This window comes from Bradyrhizobium sp. HKCCYLR20261 (assembly GCF_051168435.1).
Taxonomy (GTDB): Bacteria; Pseudomonadota; Alphaproteobacteria; order Rhizobiales; family Xanthobacteraceae; genus Bradyrhizobium.
On the sequence record NZ_JBNPUZ010000001.1, the window covers coordinates 82,350 to 97,642 of the forward strand.

The window sequence follows — 15,293 nt, forward strand, 5'->3', positions numbered from 1 at the left end:
CGGATGAAGATGCGATCAGCCCGGGGCGAGCCAAGCCACGAGCAGCGAGACCGTGAGGACGGCGAAGATGTGCGAGACCAGGATCGAGCCCGAGGTGACGCCGGCTTCGAGGCCGTAGAGCTTGGCGATCGTGAACGGCCCCGAGCCGATCGGCAGCGCGCTCAGGATGACGGCCGAATGCGACCACAGCGGCGGCATCGCAAAGACGTGGAAGGCGAGCAGCGCGGTCACGGCCGGCTGCATCACGAGCTTCAACGAGACGAGGATGGCGATCGATGTCGCATCGTGCGTAACGACACGCTCCTGCGCCAAGAAGAGACCGATGCAGACCAGCGCCGCAGGCGAGGCCGCGCCGCCGAGCAGGCTGGTGAAGCTCATGAATGGCGCCGGCAGCGCGATGCCGCTGAGCCCGACCGCGAGGCCTGTGACCGGCGCGATGAACAGCGGGCTGGTCAGCAGCGAGCGCGCGACCTTGGCGATGGTGGTGCCGAGCGTCGCGCCCTTCTGCAGATCCATCTCGACGACGACGATCGCGAAGAGGAACAACACGCAGGCCGTGAACAAGGTCGCAATGATCGAGGCCGGCGCGCTGTCCGGGCCGAACACCAGGAGGCACATCGGGATGCCCATGAAGCCGACATTGCTGTAGCCGGCATCCAGCCCCTCGATGCTGGCGTTGGCGACGCGGCGGCCGCGCAAGCGGCTGATGACAAAGCCGGTCGCGAAGGTCGCGGCGATGCCGCCGCAGAACGCGCCGATAAAGCCGAACTGGCTGACCTGCTCGACGCCGATCCTGGACATCGCCGTGAAGATCAGCGCCGGCAGCGCCAGGTACACCGCGAAGCGGTTGAGATTGTCGGTTGCGGTGCGGTCGAACACACCGAAGCGTCCGCACAGGAATCCGGTGAGGATCAGCGCGAAAATGGGAAGAGCGGAATTGAGAACGGCCTGCATCGCAGCTACATATCAGACCGCACCACATCGCAGCCACCCGTTCACGAAAATCGCTTCTTCAGCTCGCGGTGCAGGATCTTGCCGGTGGCGTTGCGCGGCATCTCGGCGTCGGTGATCAAGGCGTAGGAGCGCGGCCGCTTGAAGCCGGCGAGACGTTCCTTGGCCCAGTCGACCAGCTCGCCCTCCTTCACGGTCACCCCGTCGCGCGGCACGATCACGGCGTGGACGCGCTCGCCCCATTTGTCGTCGGGAAGGCCGATCACCGCGATGTCCTTGACGCTGGGATGTGCGCCGACCAGCGCCTCGACCTCGGACGGATAGATGTTCTCGCCACCGGAGATGATCATGTTGCTCTTGCGGTCGGCCAAGTGAATGTAACCGTCAGCATCACGGCGCGCCATGTCGCCGACCGAGCAATAGTCGCCGCGGAACGCCTCCTTGGTCTTGTCCGGCAGGCGCCAATAGCAGTCGAAGGTGTGGGCGTTGGACGAATAGAGCTCGCCCGCCTCGCCGTCCGGCACCTCATGGCCGGCCTCGTCGAGGATGCGGATGGGGGCTGCGCCGACGCATTCGCGCCCGACAGAGCCGAGCTTGGTGAACTGCTCATGCGGATGCAGCATCGTCACCCAGCCGGTCTCGGTCGCGCCATAGAGCTCGTAGAGACCGGACTTCGGAAACATCTCCATCACCTCGCGCTTGGTCTCCGGTCGCGCCGGCGCCGAGGAGATCATCAGCTTGGTCACCGCGCTGAAATCGTGCTGCGCGCGGATCGCGCGCGGCAAATCGAGCATCATGATGTAGTGGGTCGGCACCAGCGAGGTGAAGGTCGAGCCGCCATCGGCGAGCGTCGTCACCGCGTGCTCGGGATCGAAGCTCTTGCGTGAATAGATCGAACTGACGCCGCCGATGTAGCCGAACGCGCCGAAGAAGTTCAGCGAATTGGCATGGCACATCGGCATCACCAGCAGCGCGCCGTCGTTGCGGCTGAGCTTCAGCTCGATCTCGGTGACCATCGACAGCAGCACGGCGCTGCGGTGGCTGCGCAGCACGCCCTTCGGCTTGCCAGTCGTGCCCGAGGTGTACATCAGGGTCCAGGGATCGGACAGCGCGACGTGCTGATCCGGCTCGCGGGACGACGCTGCAGCGATGATGTCCTCATAGCCGCGATAGCCGGCCGGGCGCGGCTTTGTACCGAAGTGGATGAAGCGATCGTCGGGGATGCCGAGATCCTTGCGAGTTTCCTCGACGAGCCCGACGAGCTCGTCCTGCACGATGACGGCGGACGCTTCGGCGTTCTGCACAATGAACAGCACCTCGGGCGCTGTCAGGCGAAAGTTGATCGGCAGCGCAACCAGGCCAGCCTTGGCCGTCGCCGCATAGATCTCACACCACTCGACGCAATTGTAGGCAAGGATCGCGACGCGATCGCCCTTGGCCAGACCGAGGCCGAGCAGCGCATTGGCGAGCCGGCAGGCGCGCTCGTTCCAGAGCCGGAAGCTCATCGCGCGCTCTCGGTCGCGCGCACCGGTGCGCTCCGGCGACATGCGGGCGTGCGCCGACAGCATCTGCCCGAAGTTCAGCAGGTCCCTCATTCCAGGCTCCTCCCCTTCACGAATTCGTATTCCGAATTCGAATTCAAAGCAATAGCCTTGTTCGGCGCCTCGCATGATCCCGTCCCGAGGTGAAGAGGCGTTACTGTGTCTGGTTCGGTCACACGGGCCGCGACAAGCAAAGGTGTCATCCCGGGCAAGTCCGGCAACGCGCAGCGTTGGCGGACGCCGACCCGGCATCCATTCCCCGTGGCGGACGCGGCTGGGCGAGATCGGTCAGCCATGGTGCCTCGCACATCTCCCTGGGGTTATGGGTCCCGGATCTGCGCGCGAATGCCAGCAACGCTCCGCGTTGCCGGAGCGCGCTTGTCCGGGACGACACTGAGCCTTGAGTTTGGCAGCGTTGGCATCTGCAGGCGAACGATCTGCCGCGGGCGTCGAGTCATAGAGCCGACATCAAAATCGACGAACTCATCGCGAAAAACAGGCCTGAGCCACGGGCCGTATGGGTCCAAACGAAAACTCTCAAATGATGAGGTGGAGCGGCGCAGGCCGCCCCACCCTGCTTGTAGACGCTACGCCTTCATCGCCGCTTTCACTGCCGCAGCGGTGATCGGCAGCGCGCGCAGCCGCGCGCCGCAGGCGTTGTAGATGGCGTTGCCGAGCGCGGGCGCCACCACCGTCACCGCGGGCTCGCCGACGCCGGTGGCCTTCTCGCCATTGGCGATCACGGCGATTGCGACCTCCGGCACCTGGCTCATGCGCAGCGGCGTGTAGCTGTCGAAGTTGGTCTGCTCGATGCCGCCATCCTTCAAGGTCGCCTTCTCGTACATCGCCAGCGACAGGCCCCACAGCGCCGCGCCCTCGACCTGGGCGCGGATGTTGTCGGGATGCACCTGCGTGCCGACATCGGTCGCCACGGTGAGCTTCTTCACCGTGACCTCGCCGCTCTCAGCCACCGCGACATGGGCGACGCAGGCCGTCCAACTCGCGGTCGCCCGCTCCTGGGACGACACGCAGGCCACGCCCATGCCCTCGCCCTTCGGCAGCTTCTTGGCGCCGTAGCCGGACAGGCCCATCGCCGCGAGCAGCGTGTTGCGCAACCGCTGCGCGCCGCCATCGTTCTTGCCCTTGCCGTCGAGCAGCGCGATGCGGAACTGCGCCGGGTCCTGGCCGGAGGCCACCGCGATCTCGTCGATCATGCTCTCGACCGCCCAGAACGTCCAACCCGGCGCCACCGAGCGGAGCTGCCCGGACGGCGTCGCATTGTGCGCGAGCTCGTTCTTGATCGCGCGCACATGGTGGTTGGGCACGGTGTAGAAAAAGTCGGCGCCGTTGACCGTGAACGAGTCGAGCGGGCCCTTCTTGTCGACCGAGGGCGTCAGGAAGTCCGGGATGCCCCAGCGTGCCGTCGGCCAGGCCGACACGACGTCGTGGCTCAGCGCAATGAGCTTGCCGTCATTGTCCAGACCGGCCTTCACTTTCTGGTAGGTGAGCGGCCGCGAGTAGTCCATCGTCATATCGTTCTCGCGGGAATAGATCACCTTGACCGGCTTGCCGACGGCCTTGGCCGCCTGCACCGCCGGCACCATCATGTCGGCATCGAGCCTGCGGCCGAAGCCGCCGCCGAGCCAGGCCTGATGCATCACGACATATTTGGGATCGATCCCGGCCGCGCCCGCCGCGATTGCGCCGGAGCGGGTGGCGAACTGATTGCCGGAATAGATGTGCAGGATGTCACCCTTGAACTCGGCGGTCGCGTTCATCGGCTCCAGCGGCGCGTGGATGTTGATGCTGGTGGTGTACTCCGCCTCCAATACCTTGGCCGCGCCTGACAGCGCCGATGCTGGATCGCCGTCCTTGACGAAGAACTGTCCGGAATCGTCCTGCGCCTGCAGCTTCTTGGCCTCGGCGAGGATGCTCTCGGTGCTGACATTGGCGTACGGCCCCTTGTCATAGCTGATCTTCAGCGCGTCCGCCGCCTTCCTGGCATTGGCGTAGGTGTTGGCCACGGCCACCACCCAGCCCGACGTCGAGCCGGTCTTGTCGTCGAGCGTCACCGCCTTGATGAAGCCGGGGACCTTCTTGGCCTCCGAGTCATCGACCGACTTCACGGTCGCGCCGAAGCGCACCGGCGGCGTCACCACCTTGCCGTAGACCATGCCCGGCAGCATCGTATCGATGCCGTACTTCGCCGTTCCATTGGTCTTGGAGGGAATGTCGAGCTGCGGCACGGAGACGCCGATCATGGTGTACTGATCCGGCGTCTTCAGCGTGATCGCCTTCAGCTCGTCCGGCGTGAAGCTCTTGGTGATCTTGCCGCTCTTGACGATCTCGGCATAGCTCATCTGCTTCTTCGACTTCGGATGCACCACGACGCCGTCACGCGCCACGAGCTCCTTGGCCGGCACGCCCATCGCGGTCGCAGCCGCTTCGGTGAGCGCAATGCGCCCGGCGGCGCCGGCACGGCTCATCGCGTCGAAGTTCATCATCGTGCTCCAGCTGCCGCCGGTGATCTGGGCGCCGAGCACGGGATCGTTGAACTTCGGATCGTTGGAGGCGAGCTGGACGCGCATGTCCTTCCAGGCGGCGCCGAGCTCCTCGCAGATGATCTGCGCCATCGTCGAGGCGATGTGCTGGCCCATGTCGGCCTTGCCGCAGGTCACAGTGACGAGACCATCCGGCGCGATCGAGTACCATACGGTCGGCTCGAAGGCCGAGGGCGTCGTCGCCGCGAGCGCGCTGTCGGCGAAACCGGCATAGCCGAGCACGAGGCCGGTGGCGGCAGTGCCGACCAGGAAGGAGCGGCGGCTGAGATCGGTCGTGGGATTGGCGATGCGCTCGCCCGCGGCGTTCGTCACATGCGTATTCATGTGGGGCTCCGCTCGTTCGAGGTGGCGTTGGAGGCGGTGCGCATTTCGGCTGCGGCGCGCGAGATCGCCTTCTGGATTCGCGAGTAGGTCATGCAGCGGCACAGATTGCCGTCCATATGCGCCGTGATCTCCTCCTTGCTGGGGCTCGTGGTCTTCGCGAGCAGCGAGGCCGCCTGCATGATCTGGCCGGACTGGCAGTAGCCGCATTGCGGCACCTGTTCGGCGATCCACGCCTTCTGCAGCGGATGATCGCCCTTCTCCGACAGGCCCTCGATCGTGGTGATCTTCTTGTTGGCGACGTCGCCGACCATGGTCTGGCACGAGCGCACCGCCTCGCCCTCGACATGCACAGTGCAGGCGCCGCACAGCCCGGCGCCGCAGCCGAACTTGGTTCCGGTCATCTGCAATTCCTCGCGGATGACCCACAACAGCGGCGTGTCGTTCGCCGCGTCGACAGAGACGTCTCTGCCGTTGATACTAAGTTTCGCCATTGCCAAGAACCTCCTTACGGGACGGATTTGCTCTGAAGCGAACGCCCATCGGCGTTCCGGCACGTCTCGGCAACGCGCTACCCCATCATTCGCGCGGTGTCCGAGGGTGAATTGCAGCTCAATCGGTGGCAGCGACAACAACGGCTGCGATCGCTGCCACCGCAGACCTTGAACGGTCGTGGCTCAGCTCTTGCGCTGAGCGGACTGCCGGCTGGCGCAGGCATACATGTTGATTTCCATTCCGACCGGCACTTCGACGATCTTGGGGGCAGTCCAGCTCATGCTCGTTCTCCCGGAGAGGATGATCATCGCCGCACGACAGACGGCGCCCTGCATCTCCGGCAACTCTCCGCACCCGGCGATCGCAGGCATGACACGCGAACCTCGCCGCGCTGGGGCGAGGCGCGGAACCCAATGCTTAGTTCGTCAGCTTCGTGATCTGGACCATGGTCTGGTCGACGAAGTTCTTGATGTCCTGGTCGGGCTTGCGGAACAGCTCACGCTCGACCGTCAGCATCCGGCCGGGGATGGCTTTCTTGCAGACCTCGCGCAGAAAGACGCCGCCGACCGGCTGCTCGCCTGCGCTCGGCTGCTGCTCCTTGCAATCCCAGCCCTCGGCGCCGTAGCGCGACTTCACCTGGTTGCCGAGCAGGAACGCCTTCTTGCGGATGTAGAGGCGCGCCTTCGGATCGGTCTGGATGGTGAGCCCGAACACCGTGGCGTTACCGTCGATGACGGCCGTGAGCAGCACCGGATGGCCGGCCACCTTGGTGCCGTCCTGACTCGTCTCCGGATCGAATTCGAAGCGCACCGCGCGCCGTCCCTGTTCATCGGCCGGACAATCGCGCCAGCTCGACCAAGCAGCGAGCTGGCGATCAGGCTGCCCAGCGCAGCTCAGGTTGACATAGCCTTCGTTCGGCAGGTTGCCGATCGACATGCCGACCGTAATGTCCCGCAGGTCATAGCTCGGCACGGCCTGCGCCGAGGCCGCGTGCATGACGACGCTCAGCAGGAAGGTCGCAAAAATCGCTGTGCAGGTTGAGCGCTTCATTTGGATGGCTCGCTTGCGGGCTGGGTTGCGTTGGCCTTGTAGATGTCGCAGACGCGCGACGTGTTGCCGAAGAAGGCGGTGCACTCGTCATAGGTGGGTTCGCCTCGCCCCTTGATGTGCGCGAGCACGTAGTCCGCGACGGCCTCGATGTCGTTGGGGCGCAGGAAGGTGCCACCTTCCGGAGGCATGCGCTCGCCGACGTCCTGGCGGTTCATCTCGTAGCACTTCGTCGTGTCGTACGAGCCGCGGGCGAAATACGGCATGCCGGTGCCTGGGCGGCCGCAGGTCACGGTCTCGATGATGTGCTGACGGTCGAGTTCGGTCTTGCGCAGCGACAGCGCGTCGCCGCCGTAGCCGCCGCCGCCATTGCCGTGCCATTTGTGGCAGCCGACGCAGTTGGCGCGCTTGAACACCGCCTTGCCGGCCTCGGTCGGATCGGTGGGGGCAGCAGACTGAGCCGAGGCGAGCGAACCGGAGACGAGAACGAAAGCCAACGCCATGGCGGACGTGATCGCACTGAATTTCATCTGATCTTCTTTTCAAACGCGAAAACGGGAGGAGCGGAGGCAGTGCCTCCGCTCCTTGATCGACTTACAGCGCGAAGACGTAGAGCATCGAGCCGGGCTGGATCTTCTTCAGCTCGGGCGTGGATTCGATGAACCACTTGTCCCAGGCGCCGCCGAGACCGACGAGGATCGCAACATATTGCTTGCCGTCCACCGAGAAGGTCACGGGAGGCGCGTTGACGCCGCCGCCGGTGTTGAACTCCCACAGCTTCTGCAGGGTCTTGGCGTCGAGCGCCATCACCTCGCCCGAAGGCTGGCCGGTGAAGACGAGATCAGGCGTCGACAGCATGCCGCCGAGATTCGGGAACGGCGTCTCCATCTTGCCGGCGATCTTGCCGGTGGTGACGTCGATCGCGGTCACACTGCCCGTGATCCGGAACGGCTGGCTCGGCCCGCCGCCGGTCCAGAACTCGCGCGGCTTGAGCTTGTCCTTGGTGGCTTCCTCGACCGTGATCCGGTTGCAGCTCTCGATCACCGGGATGTACCAGAGCTTGAGATCCGGATTGTAGGACGTCGGCGGCCAGTTCTTGCCGCCCATGTTGCCCGGGCAGATGTCCGCGACCTTGTTCTCACGATGCGGTGTCACCGCAGCGTTGTAACGCTGCACCGGATTCTTCGGATCGTACTCGATCGGCTTGCCGGTCTCGGGATCGAGGCCCTTGGTCCAGGTCACCTTCTTGACGAAGGGCAGTCCCCAGATGAACTTGCCGTTGGTCCGATCGATCGCATAGGCGAAGCCGTTGCGGTCGGCCTCGAGCGCGAGCTTCAACGTCTGGCCGTTCGGCGCGGGCACGTCGACCAGAACGTTCTCGGCGACACTGTCATAGTCGTACGGATCGTTCGGCGTGTGCTGGTAGTGCCACTTGATCTTGCCGGTGTTGGCATCGAGCGCCAGCGAGCTGTCCGTGTAGAGGTTGTCACCCGGACGATAGGCGTTGTCCCAGTCCGGACCGGGGTTGCCGACGCCCCAGATGATGGTGTCGGTCGCCGGGTCGTAGGTGCCGGTCACCCAGGTCGAGCCGCCGCCGGCCGCGGCCGCGTCGTTGCTGTCCTTCCAGGTCTCGCTGCCGGGCTCGCCCTTGGCCGGAATGGTGTGGGTGCGCCAGACTTCCTTCTGCGTGGTCAGGTCGGTCGCGGCGATCCAGCCGCGGATGCCGTATTCGGCGCCGGCGACGCCGGAGATGGCCATGTTCTTCACGATCAGCGGCGCGCCGGTGATGACCTCGCCCTTGTCGGGATCGGCGACCTGGCGCTGCCAGGCGACCTGACCGGTTTCCTTGTTCGTTGCGATCAGCCGGCCGTCGAGCGTGTGCGAGACGACAAGATCGCCCCACAGCGCAACACCGCGATTGTCGACGCCGCAGCAGGCGATGGCGCCGGCCCAGTCATGATCCGTCTTCGGATCCATCTTCCAGACCATCTGGCCTTTGCCGCCGCGCGCATCGATCTTGTAGACCGAGCCCCAGCCGTCGGTCACATACATCATGCCGTTCTCGACGATCGGCGTGCCTTCGAGACCGCCATGGCTCCAGATGCCGCCGCCCTCGACGCCGCCGAGATGCATCGTCCAGGCGACCTTCAAATTCTTGACGTTGTCCTTGTTGATCTCCTTCAACGTCGAGAAGCGCGTGCCCGAGTAGTTCTTGTGATGATGCAGCCAGTTGCCGGCTTCCTTGTCGGCGTTGAGCAGCCGCTCCGGCGTCATCTCGTCGGCGGCCTGCGCCGGTGCTGCCAGATTGAAACAGGCAAAGGCTGCGCCGGCGAGCAGTACTGCCCGCAACGTAGACCTGACGTGATTCCTCATCGTTTCCTTCTCCCACTTTTTGATTATGAGTTGGATCGAACACCGCTCCGCCGTGTAGCGAAGGGCAGCAGGCGACAGACAAGCATCAGGGGGACTTGCGAACCTCAACCTCCGTTTCGATGGATCCAGCCTTCTGGAACACGATGGTGCAGGTGAAGCGCTTTCCGGGCTCGAGCGGCTCGCGCGTCTGCAGCAGCATCACGTGATAGGCGGTCGGCAACAGCACCAGCGTGCTACCGGCGGCAATCGGAATGTTGGGGATGGCGCGCATCGACGGGGCGCCCTCGCCGCGGTCGACGGTGTGGCGTTCGGAAAAATTCGCGATCGGACAGCGCACGCGCATCAAGGCTTCCGGCGCCGACGTCTCGTTCTTGATTGTAAGCGACAGCGGGATATCGCGACCGACTTCGGGGGCCGCAGGCACCCAGGCATCGGACAAGGTGAGGCCTTCGCCAGCCAGCGCCGCCTGAGATGCCAACGCGACAAATAGAACGGCAGACGCTGCCGCTCCCCCTCGCGAGACGAGCGCCCACACACCGGAGCGCGCGCTGCCCTCCAAGGACGCCGCGCAGCCGTCATCACGCCTCGAACGAGCCGGTTGATCCGACACGGACGCCCTCCCCGGAGATGTTGAAGCCGTTTTCGCTTGGCTCCTTGCTTCTGAATTCGTACTCTGAATACGAATTCCTCGCAAATGGATTTTCGCGCTCCGCGTGTTAGTGTTCCCGAAAATGTGATGCCCATGAGAATCGTGCCCCCTGCTCCATCCCTGGTCGATCAGGTCGTCGAAGCGATCACTGACGAAATCGTCAGCGGCGTGCTGGCGTCCGGCTCACGGCTGATTCAGGACGATCTCGCGCAGGCCTATGGCGTATCGCGGCAGCCGGTGCAGCAGGCGCTGATCCTGCTGCGCGGCTGCGGGCTGGTGCAGAGCGCGCCCGGACGCGGCTTGATCGTGGCGCCGCTCGACCCGAGCTTCGTGCGCGATCTCTATGAGATGCGCGCCGTGCTCGAAGGCCTGGCGGCGCGGCTCGCGGCCGAACGCGCCAGCGATCGCGCGGCCCGCGAAGGCCCCGCCTACATCGCCGCCGGCCACGAGGCGGTCAAAAGCGGACTCGTGAGCCGCAAGATCGAGAGTGACATCGCCTTCCACCGCTTTCTCGGCGAACTCTCGGGCAACGCCCTGATCGACGAGACGATGACGCCGCATTGGCCCTGCCTCAAGCGCGTGATGTCCGACGTGCTGCAGAAGGAGGAGAGGATGTCCCAGACGGTCTGGGACGAGCACGAGGACATTCTCGCTGCCATCATCGCGGGCCGCAGCGCCGAGGCCGAACGGCTGAGCCGCGACCACATTTCGCAGGCGGCGGGCGTTTTCATTCACCATCTGGAGGCCCAGCAGGGCGACAGGACGAAGCAGCGCCGCACGCTCTCGGGACGAAAGACGTCGCTATGAGCGGTCGCGGAAGAGACATTGCCGATCGGATGCAGGAGGCCGCGTGGCGCCGCTGAAGACCCAGCCGAACCTGACGGAGCGCGTCTACCAGCGCATCCTGTCCGACATCGTCGGCGGGGAGTTGCCGGAATCGGCGCGGCTGATCCAGGACGATCTGGCGCGCGACCTCGGCGTGTCGCGCCAGCCGGTGCAGCAGGCGCTGCTGCTGTTGCGCAACCAGGGCTTTGTCCGCGAGGCGCCGGGACGCGGCCTAGAGGTCATGCCGATCGACACCAACTTCATCCGCAATGTCTACGAAATCCGCGCCGTCGCGGAGGGCCTCGCGTGCAGACTCGCAGCGACCCGCGGCGCCGAGCGCGCCGCCGAGGAAGGACCGAAGCTGATCGCGGAAGGCCGTCGCGCCGAGCGCGAGCATTCGGTCGAGCAACTGATCGAGGCGGACGTCAAGTTTCATGAGTTCCTCTATGAGATCTCAGGCAACTCCGTCATTCAGGACACCACGCAGCCGCATTGGCTGCATCTGCGCCGGCTGATGGGCGAAGTCCTGATGCGTGACGAGACGCCGCGGCGGATCTGGGATCAGCACGAGGACATCCTCAACGCCGTGATCGCGGGCGATGCGCAGAGGGCCGAGGATCTGGCCCGGCAGCACATCACGCGCACCGCCGCGGTGCTGCTGGCCCGGCTGTCCAGGCAGCGCGACCGCGTGCCGGTCGCCACGCCGACCTGATGATGTCCGCACGCTGCCGCGCAACGTTGTCGCGCCCCCGTCCTGGAACCTAGCCAACGCGTCGGACGTTCTGGCCGCACGGAGATTACAGCTCTCCGCCCAGCGTCGGCACGTGCCCACGCCAGCCGACGGAACGACCAACGTGAGCAGCAAGGCGACCGCGCCGACCTTCAGCCCCGCCGACGACATCGAGGGCGTCTCGGATGAGCAGCGGCAGCAGATCAAAGCGCAGAGCCGGCCCAACGCCGCACTGATTCACGAGACGATCCGCGCCGAGGGCGAGAGCGAGCTCGAACGGCGCTGGTGGGCCATCCTGCTGTCGGGACTCGCCGCGGGCCTGTCGATCAGTTTGTCGCTCATCGTGCAGGGGGAATTCCATGCCTTCGTCTCCGACGAGGCGGTGCGACGGTTGTTTGCTCCGCTCGGCTATACCGCCGGCTTTCTGGTCGTGGTGCTCGGCCGGCAGCAATTGTTCACCGAGAACACGCTGACGCCGATCCTGCCGCTGCTGCATCATCGCGACCTCAAGACGCTCGGACAGGTCGCGCGCCTGTGGAGCCTGGTGCTAGCAGCCAATGTGGCGGGGACATGGGCGGCGGCCGCCGCACTGGCGTATACGCACGTGTTCGAGCCGCGGATCGTCGATGCCTTTATCGAGATCAGCCGGCACACGGTCGAGGGCCCGTTCTCGACGACGTTCGCGCGCGCCGTGTTCGCAGGCTGGCTGATCGCGCTGATGGCCTGGCTGCTGCCGGCGGTGCGCGGCGCCCGCGCCCATATCGTGGTGGTGATGACCTATTTGGTGGCGCTCGGGCAGTTCGCGCACATCGTCGCCGGCTCCGTCGAATGCGCATTCCTCGTCTTCAAGGGCGAGGTCTCGCTTGCCGACTATGCCGGCGCGTTCTTCGTCCCGACCCTGCTCGGCAACATCGTCGGCGGCACGACGCTGGTGGCTATTCTCAACTATGGGCAGGTCGCGGCCGAGCTCGATCAGGACGACTGACCGGGCACGAGCCGGCCATCACGCGGCAGGCAGAGCGAACGAGAATGTCGCGCCGCCCTCGGGCTCGTTGCTCACCACCAGTTCGCCACCGTGCTCCCGCACGATGCCATAGCTGATCCACAGCCCGAGCCCGGTGCCCTCGCCGACGCGCTTGGTGGTGAAGAACGGCTCGAAGATGTGGGTGAGATGATCCCTGTCGATCCCCGGGCCATTGTCAGTGATCCGGAACACGATCTCGTTCCCTTGCCGCGCGGCCGCAACGACGAGGCGCGGCAGTTCGATCGATCGCATCGCGTCGATGGCGTTCTCCACCAGGTTGACGATCACCTGATGCAGCTGGCCCTCATTGCCGGAGATCCACAGATCCGGCTCGACCTCGATCTGGATATCGACGCGATGCTGCTTGGTGCGCCCGGCCCACAGCACGGCCGTGTTGATCAGCCGCTCGATGTTGACGCGCTCGACCTCGCCGAGCTTGGAGAACGACAGCCGGCGCAAATTCTTGACGATCTCGCTGATCCGCACCGCGCCTTCCATGGTGCCCTCGATCAGCGGCCCGAAATCCTCCAGGATGGCGTCGATGCGCAGGTCCTTGCGCAACGCTGCGACCTCGTCGGAGACCGGCTGCTCATGGACCGCGTCGAGATAGCCGACCAGCGCCGTTCGATAGCGCATCAAGGTGTGAACGTTGCCATAGACGAAGCTGATCGGGTTGTTCAGCTCGTGCGCGACGCCGGCCACGAGGCGGCCGAGGCTCGCCATCTTCTCCTGCTCGACCAGTTGCCGCTGCGCGCGCTGCAGCTCCTGATGCGCCTTGTGCAATGCCTCATAGGCGCGGCGCAGCTCACCGATGGGACGCCCCGTCAGCACCACGCCGATGAAGCGGCCGCGATGGTCGTGACGCGGCGAGCTGTTGATGGCGAACAGATCGGAACTCGATCCGCCCGCCGCAAAGCGCAGCTCGCCATCGACGACCTCGGCATTGCTGCGCGGGTTCAACAGTGCCGCCAGCCTGCCGTGGTGGTCGAGATCGATCATCTCGGCGATATTGCGTCCCGCGATCTCCGGCAGAGTGCGGCCGGATGTCCGCTGGAATGCCGAGTTGGCCTGCTGCACCGTTCCCCGGGCGTCGCAGACGACGAGGATGTCCGAGACCGACTCGATGACATTGGTGACGAAGGCCTGCGCCTCCTCGAGCTCGGCATTCTTGTGCTCGAGGTCGACCTCGTAGCGCAGGAGGTCTGAATAGACCTCGTCCATCTTGCGGATGACCTCGATCCACACGCCCTCGCGCTCGCTGTCGAATTCCAGCGAGCTGCTGCTCGCGATCAGCTTCAGCAGCGTGTCAGCGCCGGACTCAGGAGAGTGCGTGGCCTTTGCCATTTTTCTTCAGGTCGTATCTCGACAATTTGTTGCGCAAGCCCACGCGGGACAGGCCGAGTTCGCTGGCGACGCGGCTGATGTTACCCTCGTATTTTTCGAGACAGCTGACAATGATCGTCTTTTCGAGATCCTCGACGCGGTCCTTCAGACTGCCGCTGCCGTTCAGCTTGCCGTTGGCGGCGGCGGGCGCCGCCCGGCGCGCGCTACGGCGGCCCGCGAAAGGCGGACAGCGCAGCTCGTCGGCATCGGCCAGCACGGCCATGCGCTGGATCTCGTTCTGCAGCTCGCGGACGTTGCCCGGCCAGTGATACTTGGAAAACTCGTCGAGCGCCGCGGGTGCGAAGCGCAGATGCGGCCGGTTGAACGAGGTCTTCACCGCCGACAACACGCCCTCGGCGATCAGCGGAATGTCCATCGGCCGCTCGCGCAGCGACGGCATGTGCACCGGGAACGCGGCAAGCCGGTAATAGAGATCGCGGCGGAAACGGCCGGCCTCGACCTCGGCTTCAAGGTCACGATTGGTGGCGGCGACGACGCGGACATCGACCTTGCGCACGCGCTGCGCGCCGAGCGGCCGGATTTCGCTCTCCTGCAGCACGCGCAGCAGCTTGACCTGGAACGCCGGCGAGGTCTCGCCGATCTCGTCGAGAAAGATGGTGCCGCCATCGGCGACCTCGAACAGGCCGATGCGGTCCTGATAGGCGCCGGTGAAGGCGCCCTTCTTGCAGCCGAACAGCTCGCTTTCCAAGAGCTCGTCCGGCAGCGCGCCGCAGTTCTCGACGACGAACGCCTTGTTGGCGCGGGCCGAGCCGTAATGGATCGCACGCGCCAGCAGCTCCTTGCCGGTACCGGACTCGCCCGTGATCAGCACCGAGATGTCGTAGTCGGCGGCGCGGCGGCCGAGATCGATCACATTGCGCATCGGGCTCGCCGCCGAGTGCACGATGCGATCGAAATCATACAGCTTCTTGGCCGCGCCGCGCTTGACCGAGACGACCTGCTTGATGTGCGCCGGCGTCGCCTTGACGTCGACACCGGCGGTCTCCGTCTCCTTCTGCAGACGATAGAGCTGCACGGCCTCGCGCACGATGTCGATCAGGCGGTCCGGCTGCCAGGGCTTGGTAATGTATTGATAGATGCCGGCTTCGTTAAGTCCCGCGATGATGTCCTCGGAATCCGAATAGCCCGAGATGATCATCCTGACCGGATCGGGCCACATCTCACGCACGCGCTTCAGGAAGCTGACGCCGGATTCCTGCGGCATGCGCTGGTCGCAGATCACCGCGTGCACGATCTCGCCTTCGAGCAGCTTCTCCGCATCGGCCGTGTTGCCGGCGCACAAGACCTCGAAATCCTGGTTGAGGACGCGGCGCAGCGCCTCCTGCGACCGGACCTCGTCGTCGACGACCAATATGGTTCCCTGGATTCCCAT

The 15,293-nt window shown here is 65.2% G+C and carries 14 protein-coding genes; 3 read left to right on the forward strand and 11 right to left on the reverse strand.

Translation table 11 applies throughout. The features are described 5' to 3' along the window. Nucleotides 1-15: 15 nt before the first annotated feature. The 9 genes from ACQR1L_RS00375 to ACQR1L_RS00415 form a co-directional block, all read right to left on the reverse strand. Entirely contained in the window at nt 16-954 is a 939-nt protein-coding gene (locus ACQR1L_RS00375; RefSeq protein WP_434855956.1) for an AEC family transporter, read from the reverse strand. A gap of 41 nt (nt 955-995) precedes the next feature. Beyond that, nucleotides 996-2,546, reverse strand: a complete 1,551-nt coding sequence (locus ACQR1L_RS00380; protein WP_434855957.1) for an AMP-binding protein — start codon at nt 2,544-2,546, stop codon at nt 996-998. A gap of 533 nt (nt 2,547-3,079) precedes the next feature. Continuing rightward, nucleotides 3,080-5,377: a molybdopterin cofactor-binding domain-containing protein gene (locus ACQR1L_RS00385; RefSeq protein ID WP_434855958.1), complete on the reverse strand. Its 2,298-nt coding sequence runs from the start codon at nt 5,375-5,377 to the stop codon at nt 3,080-3,082. Further along, entirely contained in the window at nt 5,374-5,868 is a 495-nt protein-coding gene (locus ACQR1L_RS00390; protein ID WP_434855959.1) for a (2Fe-2S)-binding protein, read from the reverse strand. The genes ACQR1L_RS00385 and ACQR1L_RS00390 overlap by 4 nt, the downstream gene beginning before the upstream one ends. A 183-nt stretch (nt 5,869-6,051) precedes the next feature. Continuing rightward, complete coding sequence (gene pqqA / locus ACQR1L_RS00395; protein WP_434855960.1) at nt 6,052-6,150, reverse strand: pyrroloquinoline quinone precursor peptide PqqA; 99 nt, start codon at nt 6,148-6,150, stop codon at nt 6,052-6,054. A gap of 136 nt (nt 6,151-6,286) precedes the next feature. Then, on the reverse strand, nt 6,287-6,919 hold the full coding sequence (locus ACQR1L_RS00400) for a hypothetical protein (protein WP_434855961.1): 633 nt from the start codon (nt 6,917-6,919) through the stop codon (nt 6,287-6,289). After that, nucleotides 6,916-7,413 carry a c-type cytochrome gene (locus ACQR1L_RS00405; RefSeq protein WP_434856536.1) on the reverse strand — a complete coding sequence of 166 codons (498 nt, stop codon included), beginning with the start codon at nt 7,411-7,413 and terminating at the stop codon, nt 6,916-6,918. Before ACQR1L_RS00405 ends, ACQR1L_RS00400 begins: the two co-directional genes overlap by 4 nt. 97 nt (nt 7,414-7,510) lie before the next feature. Further along, nucleotides 7,511-9,289, reverse strand: coding sequence for a methanol/ethanol family PQQ-dependent dehydrogenase (locus tag ACQR1L_RS00410; RefSeq protein ID WP_434855962.1), 1,779 nt, complete (start codon nt 9,287-9,289; stop codon nt 7,511-7,513). 85 nt (nt 9,290-9,374) lie between these two features. Beyond that, complete coding sequence (locus ACQR1L_RS00415) at nt 9,375-9,767, reverse strand: copper chaperone PCu(A)C (protein ID WP_434856537.1); 393 nt, start codon at nt 9,765-9,767, stop codon at nt 9,375-9,377. A 264-nt stretch (nt 9,768-10,031) separates the two neighbouring features. Between ACQR1L_RS00415 and ACQR1L_RS00420 the strand changes: the two genes are divergently transcribed. The 3 genes from ACQR1L_RS00420 (at nt 10,032) to ACQR1L_RS00430 (ending at nt 12,478) form a co-directional block, all read left to right on the forward strand. Next, the gene (locus tag ACQR1L_RS00420) at nt 10,032-10,745 is read left to right on the forward strand and encodes a GntR family transcriptional regulator (RefSeq protein ID WP_434855963.1); all 714 of its coding nucleotides are present in this window, start codon (nt 10,032-10,034) and stop codon (nt 10,743-10,745) included. A gap of 43 nt (nt 10,746-10,788) precedes the next feature. Continuing rightward, nucleotides 10,789-11,475, forward strand: a complete 687-nt coding sequence (locus ACQR1L_RS00425) for a GntR family transcriptional regulator (protein ID WP_434855964.1) — start codon at nt 10,789-10,791, stop codon at nt 11,473-11,475. Nucleotides 11,476-11,617: 142 nt separating this feature from the next. Next, nucleotides 11,618-12,478 (forward strand): formate/nitrite transporter family protein, encoded by an 861-nt coding sequence (locus tag ACQR1L_RS00430; RefSeq protein ID WP_434855965.1) that lies wholly within the window; start codon nt 11,618-11,620, stop codon nt 12,476-12,478. 18 nt (nt 12,479-12,496) lie between these two features. On the opposite strand, the gene ACQR1L_RS00435 is transcribed toward ACQR1L_RS00430, so the two are convergent. Both ACQR1L_RS00435 and ACQR1L_RS00440 read right to left on the reverse strand, forming a co-directional pair. Beyond that, on the reverse strand, nt 12,497-13,861 hold the full coding sequence (locus ACQR1L_RS00435) for a sensor histidine kinase (protein WP_434855966.1): 1,365 nt from the start codon (nt 13,859-13,861) through the stop codon (nt 12,497-12,499). After that, nucleotides 13,836-15,293, reverse strand: coding sequence for a sigma-54-dependent transcriptional regulator (locus ACQR1L_RS00440; RefSeq protein ID WP_434855967.1), 1,458 nt, complete (start codon nt 15,291-15,293; stop codon nt 13,836-13,838). The genes ACQR1L_RS00435 and ACQR1L_RS00440 overlap by 26 nt, the downstream gene beginning before the upstream one ends.

Coding starts and splice junctions, on each gene's coding strand:
- ACQR1L_RS00375 (WP_434855956.1), bottom strand. CDS start 954: ATGCAGGCCGTTCTCAATTCCGCTCTTCCCATTTTCGCGCTGATCCTC.
- ACQR1L_RS00380 (WP_434855957.1), bottom strand. CDS start 2,546: ATGAGGGACCTGCTGAACTTCGGGCAGATGCTGTCGGCGCACGCCCGC.
- ACQR1L_RS00385 (WP_434855958.1), bottom strand. CDS start 5,377: ATGAATACGCATGTGACGAACGCCGCGGGCGAGCGCATCGCCAATCCC.
- ACQR1L_RS00390 (WP_434855959.1), bottom strand. CDS start 5,868: ATGGCGAAACTTAGTATCAACGGCAGAGACGTCTCTGTCGACGCGGCG.
- pqqA (WP_434855960.1), bottom strand. CDS start 6,150: ATGAGCTGGACTGCCCCCAAGATCGTCGAAGTGCCGGTCGGAATGGAA.
- ACQR1L_RS00400 (WP_434855961.1), bottom strand. CDS start 6,919: ATGAAGCGCTCAACCTGCACAGCGATTTTTGCGACCTTCCTGCTGAGC.
- ACQR1L_RS00410 (WP_434855962.1), bottom strand. CDS start 9,289: ATGAGGAATCACGTCAGGTCTACGTTGCGGGCAGTACTGCTCGCCGGC.
- ACQR1L_RS00420 (WP_434855963.1), top strand. CDS start 10,032: ATGAGAATCGTGCCCCCTGCTCCATCCCTGGTCGATCAGGTCGTCGAA.
- ACQR1L_RS00435 (WP_434855966.1), bottom strand. CDS start 13,861: ATGGCAAAGGCCACGCACTCTCCTGAGTCCGGCGCTGACACGCTGCTG.
- ACQR1L_RS00440 (WP_434855967.1), bottom strand. CDS start 15,293: ATGGGAATCCAGGGAACCATATTGGTCGTCGACGACGAGGTCCGGTCG.